The following is a 9,660-nucleotide window of genomic DNA, read 5'->3' as shown; positions in this document are numbered from 1 at the left end:
CTAATACCGCATAGTTTAAAGTTTAGTTGTCTTTTACTTATTTCTAACTAATGATACTTTGAGCTTGGATTAATTCAAGTCTTGTTTTGGAATGCTCAATTTTATGAAGATAACATTTTGATTTTAGTACTAATAAAAAAAAAGTAGCTATTTTAGCTTTGTATCTACGGTTTTATGCTTAATTTAACTCCGCGCATAAATTTTGATTGGTGATGTATCAGAAAACTACCTCACATCAAGCCATACAAATTGATTTTTTACTGCTTGTGAGAAATCCGGGGGGTAGAGTTTATCGTGCTAAGGATGTTTTGTTGGGAGGCGTACCAGTTGCTGTGAAGTTTCTCGCTCTGTCAATACAAAATGAAAAAATTAGGTTACAAGACCGCTTTGAGCGAGAAGCAAAAACCTGTGCCTTGCTAGGGCAAAAAAGCATCCACATTGTTCGAGTGATGGACTATGGCGTAGACGAAAATAACACTCCGTTCTATGTTATGGAATACTTGCAAGGGCATAGTCTCAACAATCTGATCCGTCAGCATCATCTCTCTTTACCAAGATTCCTAAGCATGGCACGGCAAATCTGCTTGGGGTTAAAGTGCGCTCATGACGGTATCCCAGTTGATGGCACAATCTACCCAATTATTCATCGGGATATTAAACCCAGCAATATGCTGGTGATTCAAGACTCCAGTTTTGGAGAGTTGGTCAAGGTTTTAGATTTTGGTATTGCTAAGTTACTACAAGCAAATAGCGATCAAACGAAATACTATTTGGGAACGCTGGCTTATTCCTCTCCCGAACAGATGGAAGGCAAGGAATTAGACAACCGCTCTGATATTTATAGTTTAGGAGTGATGATGTTTGAGATGCTAACAGGTAAGATGCCGCTGTTAGCACCAACTCACTCTTTTGGAGCATGGTACAAAACACATCACACTCAACCACCACGTACCTTTGCTGAGGTTAGCCCTGGATTGCAAATTCCCAAAAAAGTGGAGAATTTAGTGATGAGTTGTCTCGCCAAAGTACCACGCGATCGCCCCCAAAGCATCAGTGAAATACTCCAACTTTTGGAATCTCTAGAACAACATAACCGCACGCATCCAATTCCAAACGGGAGTAATAGTATATCTAGTCATGCCCTTGCAATTAAAACTGATGTTGAGTCGAAACCAAAAGCCGACTTGCACATATCCCTATCAAAAGATGAAATTGCTCTCTCCACTTCCTGGCCGGAAAATAAACCTATTGCCGATATCGTTTTTCCCCAGCCTATTAATGCCAATGGAGAAATTTTACCCGCTTTGTGGATAATGCTACCACAACGAGAAATTTTCAAACGTTTAACTTGTAAACGTTACAATCAATTTCTTTTCATTACAGTTCCCCATCCCATGTTGCTTTGGATTACTGTCATCTATAATCGCAAACATGGTGCTAAATGGTTGCCTTACTACCTCGATCTCAAAACTAGTCTCGGTCAAGAAATCACCAACTTACTAGGACAAACAGGTTGTTATCGCCTGTTGTTCTTTGCGCGCGAGACACCAAATCGCTGTGCTCATGTCTTAGTTACTAGTATTGCCTCTGCCCAACGCCAACGACTCCAACAATGGGTAACAGCAGGCAAAACTTTAGTATCGGCAGCCGATCCCCAGGTTAGCAAAAGTTTACTTAAAAGCGAGTACGAAAAGATTAAACCCCAAATTTTGGCAAAATTGGAAGCAATTGATACAGACGCTCATTTCGAGATTTCTGGTTAGGCAGAATCCCAAAGTATAGCCTATCGAACTGTTGCTCGTTCCCTTTTAAAGATACCTTTTAACAAAAATGTAAACTATTGTAAACAAATATGTCTATCTAGTTGTAAGGTTAGCTTATAGAAAATATAATTAATGGCAGTGCTAGAGATATTTAGTTGAATCTACGTAACTCATCTTCTGTATGTATTACAGCGGGTAAGTAAGTACAAAATAATGTACCAATTATTGGCGGAATTCAACCTAGATACAGACTAGACTAATATTGATTGCTAATTTCAGAGCACAGTTAGTGTAAAAAAATACAATCAATATGATATGGAGCAAAAAAGTTTGCTCGATAAAAACTTAATTTTTTAAATTGCCAGTACTGAATTAATTGCCGATCTTGAAGTTGACGCCCCGGCATCCCCAGCCCCTTTCCTCCGTGGAACCGAGCAAGAGAAGGAGGTCGCCCACTGCGACACAAAAACTAAATTTATGCCAAAGCGGAACCTGAGTCGATGCCCCACTGATGCTTGAGTAATTCCTGATAAGTAGCCTCGCGCACAACCATTTGCTCGTAAAGCTTAACTAAAAAGTCTTGTGCTTGTTCGTGGCTCATGTGCTGTACTTGAGTAGCAAAGGAGCGGATGCTGAATTGCTGTTCCAAAGATAGTTCGATGGGTTTGCTCATATTAATCTCCGAAGAAAACAACGCGTAAAAGTTACATCGATCGCAGAAGCCAAAAGGGTAATACTTAGAATGGAATTTAGCCTACAGTTGTACCTCTGTATTAAGAAAGATAACAACTGTGTGACAAATTGCCCATACCCTTAAGGATAAATTTTTGGCTTTTGAGAGCCTGCACCTAAACCTACTGATATACAACTCAAGTCTGTCAAAGCAGATTCCGGAATAAATCACCAGTTGTGAGTTCCGGTAGAGTTAGCGTACCTTTATTTACTTTCCTCTTCGTTTAAACACCTCCACATCAGGAGATGTTTTTAAAAGGACGGAAAAATAAAAGGTATTAAGCGTGAATTATATTCGCTATATATCATTAGGCGCAAGATGTCAATTACCTAAATTATATAAACTTAGCCACCAACAAGTAAAATTGGTTGCTAAAAGTATTTTTATCAATTTGTAAATCAGAAAAATGCTCAGGCTGAACAAATTGATGAGTATATTTACCGGATTTGCTACTTGTGAGGCAGTGCATTGGGCGGCTAGCCTTCTTTGAAAAAAAGACGCTGTGCGACGACGGGAACGCCAAGGGCAAACGCCGACTTGTAGACGCGCTCTACGGGTTAAACCAGCGCTGTCTTGAGGTAAACCTCATTTCCATCGCTGACTAATGACTGTTTTCAACTGCGACGATAACGACTGTAATATTGTCGTGTCCACCTTCCTCTTTGGCAGCTTCAATAAGAGAGAGGGCAGCTTTTTCTAGTGATGAGGTGTCATGGAGGTAATCAGCAATTTTTTGATCGACAAGTTCTTCGGTCAGACCATCACTGCATAACAACAAGCGATCGCCAACTTTAGCATCCAGCGGCTGCACATCAACTTGATGTAGGTCTTCGCGTCCCAAACAACGCGACAGCACATGACGGAAAGGATGAACTCGTGCTTCATCAGAGGTAATATCACCAACTTTGATAGCCCTTGCCACCCAGGTATGATCTTCTGTCACCTGGTCTAACTGCGTTCCTCGCAAGCGGTACAACCGTGAGTCACCAACGTGAGCGCACAAAGGCGAATCTGGCGAGCGAAAAATTACTACTACAACTGTAGTGCCCATGTCAGCGCGTTCGGGATGATTTTGCTGATCCTGTAAAATGCCTTCGTTTGCTCGCCACAATGCCTTCTCTAGCAATTTTGCTGTAGACTCAGAAGAATCCCAATTTGCTACCAAATACGCCTGAATTTCGCGATTGGCAATGCGACTTGCTTCTTCACCTCCCGCGTGACCACCCATACCATCAGCAACAATGAAAAATCGCCCTTCAGGGTCGACGTAATAAGCATCCTGGTTACTAGAACGAATCAGTCCCGGATCGCTGAAACCCGTGAAATTAAGTTTCATAAATTTTTGAATAATTAATACATTCGGTCATAACGGTCGAGGCGTAAAAGCAAGCGGATCAGTATCACTGAGACTACTGCGGCGATTAAACCAGCCAGCAGCGCCAACCATACATAATCTTTAACCAATAAAATGGTGGCAGAAAGAGTAAATCCACTGATTATCACAGCGTAGCTCATTGAGAGCTGAATATTGCTCTGTCTTCTGAGCAGGCGTTCCGTTTCTATGGAACGGACGCGCACGCGCATATCTCCGCGCTCTAGTTTCTCTAGTGTGTCCTCTAATCTTCGTGGCAGTCCAAATGCAGTCGTACTTACTTGAACTGCTTGACGACTTAGTTCATTGAGGAAGCTATTACTATCAGAACCATTCATATTGGTCATAAGCTGCATTGCATATGGTTGGGCAACTTCCATAAAGTTAAATTCTGGATCTAAACCCTTGCCTACCCCCTCTAGGGTGGAAAAAGCTCGCATTACAAAAGTGAAGGTTGCAGGAAATCTAAATGGCTGATTATATGCTATTTCGTAGAGGTCGTCACTGATCGCTGCCACAGATTGGTTTTCAAAAGGCTTATCCATAAAATTATCCAGCATATACTGGACAGAACGCCGCACTGGCCCCATATCTGACACTGGTGCGATCGCTCCCAAATCTATGAGAGACTGAACTACGCGACCACCATCTTTTTGAGCAATGCCAAACAACGTTTCCATCAGTCCTTCCCGGATGTTGGACTTGATTCGTCCCATCATGCCGAAATCGTAAAATATCAAAGCACCATCTGGATTGACGGCAATGTTGCCGGGATGGGGGTCGGCATGGAAAAAGCCATTATTGAGCAATTGCATCAGGTACGCTTGAGCGCCTTGACGCGCAATTACCTTACGATCTATGCCTGCTGCCTCTAAAGCTTCGTATTGGCTGATTTTAATTCCGGGAAGATATTCTAAAGTCAGCACGCGAGGCGAAGTGTAGCGCCAGTAAACTCTTGGGACTTTCACCCAGTCGTGACCGCGAAAGTTACGGCGAAAAGTATCAGCGTTACGACCTTCGTTGAGATAATCGATTTCTTCCCAAAGAATGCGACAACACTCTTCGTAAATGCCTAGCCAATCTCGCCCTTGACCCCATTTGGGATGGTTTTGAAAGTAGCGGGCAATTCCCTTAAGAATTTGTAAATCGATTTCAAATAGCTTTTTTAGTCCGGGACGCTGTACTTTAGCAACAACTGCTTCCCCAGTATGCAGCACAGCTTTGTGTACTTGCCCCAAGCTAGCAGCAGCTAGGGGAATAGGTTCAAAATTCTGGAAGAGTTCAGGTATTTTCTTCCCTAATTCTTGCTCAATAATCGTTTCTACTTGCTCGTAGCTAAATGCCGGCACTCTATCTTGAAGCTTTGCCAACTCTTCTACATATTCCCCAGGAAATATATCAGCACGGGTAGAAAACAATTGCCCCACTTTAATAAAAGTTGGGCCTAAGTCCAGCAAGGTATTGCGAATCCAAATTGCTTGGGCTTTTCGTCTTGCAGCTTGCTTGGCCTCAGTTATACCACCTGGATAACTCCAAGATTTGTTGTAACGCCAAATCTTGAACATTAAGGTCAACACGAAAGACCAAATGTCTACAAAGCGCCGTTTGCTCGAGTAGTTTTCACGATTCCAACGGTATGCCTTATCTGAATAACCTTGTTCCATATTTTTTGCGTACCGTTGGTTTGTCACCGAATCACCTGGAAGAAAAGACACTTCAGTTCCTAAACTGTTTTTGATATGTCAATTGTAGAGACGCGATTATACTCTTACGAGCGTCTACGCGTCTGCACAGAAGGCAGTTGTTAGTTGCTACTGACCACTGACTAATGACCAATGACTAATAATTAATAACCAAACTTATGCAGAAGTTCTGCGATGATGTTGCAGTTCTGTTCGCAGCAGGGCAATTTCTGCTCGTAATTCATCGATTTCTGCTTGCAAGTCAACTGGAGTTGAGCCTGGTTGGCTAACACCTGGGGTAGTTTGACCGACATTAGCAGCTTCCGCGGCCCGATTTGCTCGTTCGGTGACTTCTTCTGTAAACTGGCGCAGTTGCTCTCTAGCTTCAGCATCAAATTTGCCCAGTTCGCTCAAAGCATCGGTCAAGGCGACCTCTAAGCGTTCATTAATCACTTCAGCTACTGCTCTACCCACGAAAAAGGCTTGTGAAAGGGGGTTACTCATAAATTTTTGTTACGCTCGTCCGCAAAAGAATTATAACTTGCCTGTATGCTTTGCGGCTTCTGCTGCGGAGCTAGATATTTAGGATTAGAGATGGCTAGACATTGAGATTGCAGTAACTCTTGATAATATTGCTCTGGCGTACTGGGTAAATTAGTCGTCATTTGTAGGGCTTGCTCTTGCAACTTGAAACTTTGAGTAATGTCGATTTGGCTGAGGAAATCGAGGTCGTGGGAAATGACCCAAATAGCACCTTGGCATTCATTAAGTCCGATCGCCATTTGCTCGACGGTTTCAATATCTAGGTTATTGGTTGGCTCATCGAGAATCAATAAATCAATTTGTGAAATGCTGATTATAGCGATCGCTAATCTTGCCAATTCGCCCCCACTTAATACAGACGCGCTTTTATGAACGTCATCGTATTTAAACATAAAGTGTCCCAACTGTTGGCGTAACAGTTGGTAATTAAGGCTAGGATTAGCAGCTTGCATATTTTCCAAAATTGTCTGCTGACGATTTACTAGTTCATAGGTTTGGTCGAGATATACGGCTTTGATTGCTGGTGCAAGCATTACCTCACCTGACTCTAAAACTGCTGTTTGCTTCTCCATCCCCAAAATGGCTTTTACCAGAGTCGATTTACCCGAACCATTTGTACCTAACAATGGCAAGGCGATCGCCAGAGGACACATGCAATTGAATATTTTGAATCAACAGGCGTTTTGATATCCAAAGATTTGCACCTTGAATATCGATGAGATTTCTGCGCTTTTGATTTTTTTGTTCTAGCTGAATACTTGTGAGTTTGGTTGTTTTTACCTTTGTATCTGCAACCTTTTGAGTAGCCTTAGCTACAGCTGCTTCATGTTTCTTTTTCGCAGTTCCGGCTGATATCTCAGCTTTAGTTTTCATCGATCCGGCGGTTGCTCTGTCAATGCTACCATTGAGAAACTTTGCCCGACCATTGCGGTTAGATTGCGCTGCGCGTTGCTGTTCTTGCATCGCCGCAGCTTGGGTGCGTTTGAGTTCCTTTCTGGCGACTTCGTGCGATGTCTAACGACAAGCCGCTTCGCGTCTACGCAATGCTACTTCTAACTCGATTTGTTTCTGTTCTCGATAATAAGAAAAATTGCCTCCATATACTTTCACACCCCCAGGTGTAAGTTCCCAAGTAACTTCTGTTACTTGGTTTAAGAAAAATGGTTTGTGAGAAACAATTACATACGCACCAGAAAATTCTAAAAGAAACTGCCTCAAGCTTTCTAATGCTGGCAAATCCATGTGGTTAGTTGGCTCATCTAGTAACAGCAGATTTGGCTGTTGAGATAAACCAATGGCTAAAAATAGTTTCGTTAGTTCCCCACCACTCAAATTCCCAATTGGTAATGAAAGGTCAAGATTTGTATGAAATTGCGCTTGCAAAATCTCTTCAATCTTCCACCATTCCTCAGAGATAGAAATTAAAAAATTCAGCACTGTACCTGTATTTATTTCTTGTCTAATAGTGCTGATTTGTGGCAAATAGTAGACAATGCCCTGCTGCCAAACAGAACCAGTACTAGGATTAATTTGGCCTGCAAGTATTTTTAATAGAGTTGATTTTCCGACACCATTACGACCTACTAAAGCAATGCGTTGATGCGAAAGCGTCTTGCCAAAGGCATCGCCTGCCTCAATACTCACTTGAATTCCTTGAAATAAAGTCCTTTCCAAACCGAGTTGATAGCTTAAATTATCAGCTAATAATATTGATTTTTTCTGCATTCTTGTCAAACCTCAATTTGCAAACTGCCACCTGTCTATACACAAAAATTACGGGTGGATTAGGTATGCAACAAAATCAGCCGCAGCGATTTTACTAGCAGCTTTATGTCGAAACGAGCGATAATAATATCTTTAATGCATGACTGTTGCGAAGTAACCTGTCAAACTTCTCGTGTTTATTTAGCTTTGCATTTATTGCTTGGGTGCAACAGTTGTTTGCTACTACTTCATTTCAGCTATCTTGCTGGCGATGTGATGAGGTTTTGTGTTGACTACAGTGTAGCACGAAGAACTTCCCTTGGATAGCGATCGCCTACTACAACGCTGCTAAAATAATCGGCAGTTCCTCTACTTGGGAAGCTACCTCGTTCGTTCGCCAGACTTCAGGGATAGCGTGAGATCCCAAGATCGGATCTGAGGAGGTCTACCAACTAAGTGTGAGATTTAAAAGATGTTGGGAACGAGCGGTCTTTCTAGGGTGCTGTCGATCGCAGAAAGATTCAGAAAGTCGCAGAAATAACAATGCAAGTATTTATACTTTAATTCAGTTATTATCTATCTAAAGATTGATAAATGTGGATATTTGTTAATTAAGATTAATGCTTTCCAGACGCATCATTTAATATGCTTTTAAACTAGGAATTAATATTAATTCGTATTGTAATTTATTTATTGCACTCGTTATCTGTTAAATCATTAACCCTCAGAAAGTTGTTAGTATGAAAATCTTAGTTGTAGAGGATGACGAATTAAATGCTTATGCACTGACTGCCGTTCTCACTAACCAAAATTATGCGGTTGAAGTTGCTTGTGATGGTGACGCTGCTTGGGAATTAATCGAAACTTATGATTATGATTTAATTCTCCTAGATGTGATGTTGCCTAAGCTAGATGGCATTAGCCTTTGTCGTCAAATCCGCTCTAAAGGTTTGCAAATGCCTATTTTATTATTAACAGGGTGTGATAGCAGTCATGAAAAAGCGATCGGGTTAGATGCAGGTGCAGACGACTATGTAGTTAAACCTTTTGAGGAAGAAGAGTTAGTTGCTCGTGTTAGAGCGTTATTGCGTCGTGGGAGTACAACATCACAACCAATCTTAAAATGGGGAAATTTGCAGCTCGATCCTCAAAGTTGTGAAGTTACTTATAACCAAGACTTGCTGTCATTAACCCCAAAAGAGTATGGACTTTTGGAGTTGTTTTTGCGAAATAGCCGTCGAGTGTTTAGTTGCAGCATGATTTTAGAACATCTTTGGTCTTATGAAGATACTCCCGGAGAAGAAGCAGTTCGCACTCATATTAAAGGATTACGGCATAAATTAAAATCTGCGGGAGTGCCTAGCGATTTAATTGAAACAGTATATGGTATTGGCTATCGTCTGAAACCGCAGGAAGAAGAGGTAGAAAGCAAGAAGCTGGAGATAGGGGGAGAGTTGCTAACTCCTAACTCCTCACTCAGCAATATTTCTAAGAAGCAGACATTAGCAGCAGTAGATGAAATTTGGCAACGGTTTAGCGGGCGCGTAGACGAACAAGTGAAGGTGCTAGAGCAAGCAGCTTTAAATCAGAAGGCTTTAGATCCAGAATTGAGAGCGCAAGCAACACAAGAGGCGCATACCCTAGCGGGTTCATTGGGCACTTTTGGTTTAGCCGAAGGCTCAAAGCTAGCACGTAAAATTGAGCTACTACTGAAATCTGGTAAAACATTGAAGCCATTTGAGACAGCCAATTTGCAAAATTGGGTGAAGCTATTGCGTCAGGAAATTGCAGCAAAAGGCAAGGAAACAGCATCCGTAGAACTGCAACAGGGGAGTGGAGGAGTAGGGGGAGGTGGGGGAGTAG

The 9,660-nt window shown here is 41.9% G+C and carries 9 protein-coding genes; 2 read left to right on the top strand and 7 right to left on the bottom strand.

The features are described 5' to 3' along the window. Positions 1-212: 212 nt before the first annotated feature. Entirely contained in the window at positions 213-1,763 is a 1,551-nt protein-coding gene (locus tag I8752_RS20160) for a serine/threonine protein kinase (protein ID WP_214434073.1), read from the top strand. Positions 1,764-2,238: 475 nt separating this feature from the next. Here I8752_RS20160 and I8752_RS20155 read toward each other — a convergent pair whose 3' ends face one another. The 7 genes from I8752_RS20155 to I8752_RS37480 all read right to left on the bottom strand — a co-directional run bounded on the left by I8752_RS20155 (position 2,239) and on the right by I8752_RS37480 (position 7,818). Beyond that, entirely contained in the window at positions 2,239-2,436 is a 198-nt protein-coding gene (locus I8752_RS20155) for an NblA/ycf18 family protein (protein ID WP_096558866.1), read from the bottom strand. A 661-nt stretch (positions 2,437-3,097) separates the two neighbouring features. Continuing rightward, positions 3,098-3,832: a Stp1/IreP family PP2C-type Ser/Thr phosphatase gene (locus I8752_RS20150; protein WP_214434072.1), complete on the bottom strand. Its 735-nt coding sequence runs from the start codon at positions 3,830-3,832 to the stop codon at positions 3,098-3,100. Between the two features lie 14 nt (positions 3,833-3,846). Then, on the bottom strand, positions 3,847-5,532 hold the full coding sequence (locus I8752_RS20145; protein ID WP_214434074.1) for an ABC1 kinase family protein: 1,686 nt from the start codon (positions 5,530-5,532) through the stop codon (positions 3,847-3,849). Positions 5,533-5,727: 195 nt separating this feature from the next. Further along, positions 5,728-6,054, bottom strand: a complete 327-nt coding sequence (locus tag I8752_RS20140) for a DUF6825 family protein (RefSeq protein WP_214434071.1) — start codon at positions 6,052-6,054, stop codon at positions 5,728-5,730. Further along, positions 6,051-6,746, bottom strand: a complete 696-nt coding sequence (locus I8752_RS37490; protein ID WP_225895780.1) for an ATP-binding cassette domain-containing protein — start codon at positions 6,744-6,746, stop codon at positions 6,051-6,053. Before I8752_RS37490 ends, I8752_RS20140 begins: the two co-directional genes overlap by 4 nt. After that, on the bottom strand, positions 6,694-7,056 hold the full coding sequence (locus tag I8752_RS37485; protein ID WP_225895779.1) for a hypothetical protein: 363 nt from the start codon (positions 7,054-7,056) through the stop codon (positions 6,694-6,696). The genes I8752_RS37490 and I8752_RS37485 overlap by 53 nt, the downstream gene beginning before the upstream one ends. A 51-nt stretch (positions 7,057-7,107) precedes the next feature. After that, positions 7,108-7,818, bottom strand: a complete 711-nt coding sequence (locus I8752_RS37480) for an ATP-binding cassette domain-containing protein (RefSeq protein WP_225895778.1) — start codon at positions 7,816-7,818, stop codon at positions 7,108-7,110. Between the two features lie 719 nt (positions 7,819-8,537). Here I8752_RS37480 and I8752_RS20130 point away from each other — a divergent pair. Beyond that, positions 8,538-9,660 (top strand): response regulator (locus I8752_RS20130; RefSeq protein ID WP_214434070.1); only part of this gene is annotated, 1,123 nt, incomplete at its 3' end.

The organism is Dendronalium phyllosphericum CENA369 (assembly GCF_016056275.1).
In the GTDB taxonomy this organism is placed as follows: Bacteria; Cyanobacteriota; Cyanobacteriia; order Cyanobacteriales; family Nostocaceae; genus Dendronalium; species Dendronalium phyllosphericum.
The sequence above is the reverse complement of the archived record's forward strand: the minus strand, read 5'-3'. Positions and strand labels throughout refer to the sequence as shown.

Excerpts from the sequence above, each read along its gene's own strand:
- I8752_RS37485 (WP_225895779.1), bottom strand. The coding sequence starts at position 7,056 with ATGCAAGAACAGCAACGCGCAGCGCAATCTAACCGCAATGGTCGGGCA.
- I8752_RS20145 (WP_214434074.1), bottom strand. The coding sequence starts at position 5,532 with ATGGAACAAGGTTATTCAGATAAGGCATACCGTTGGAATCGTGAAAAC.
- I8752_RS37480 (WP_225895778.1), bottom strand. The coding sequence starts at position 7,818 with ATGCAGAAAAAATCAATATTATTAGCTGATAATTTAAGCTATCAACTC.
- I8752_RS20155 (WP_096558866.1), bottom strand. The coding sequence starts at position 2,436 with ATGAGCAAACCCATCGAACTATCTTTGGAACAGCAATTCAGCATCCGC.
- I8752_RS20140 (WP_214434071.1), bottom strand. The coding sequence starts at position 6,054 with ATGAGTAACCCCCTTTCACAAGCCTTTTTCGTGGGTAGAGCAGTAGCT.
- I8752_RS20160 (WP_214434073.1), top strand. The coding sequence starts at position 213 with ATGTATCAGAAAACTACCTCACATCAAGCCATACAAATTGATTTTTTA.
- I8752_RS37490 (WP_225895780.1), bottom strand. The coding sequence starts at position 6,746 with ATGTGTCCTCTGGCGATCGCCTTGCCATTGTTAGGTACAAATGGTTCG.
- I8752_RS20150 (WP_214434072.1), bottom strand. The coding sequence starts at position 3,832 with ATGAAACTTAATTTCACGGGTTTCAGCGATCCGGGACTGATTCGTTCT.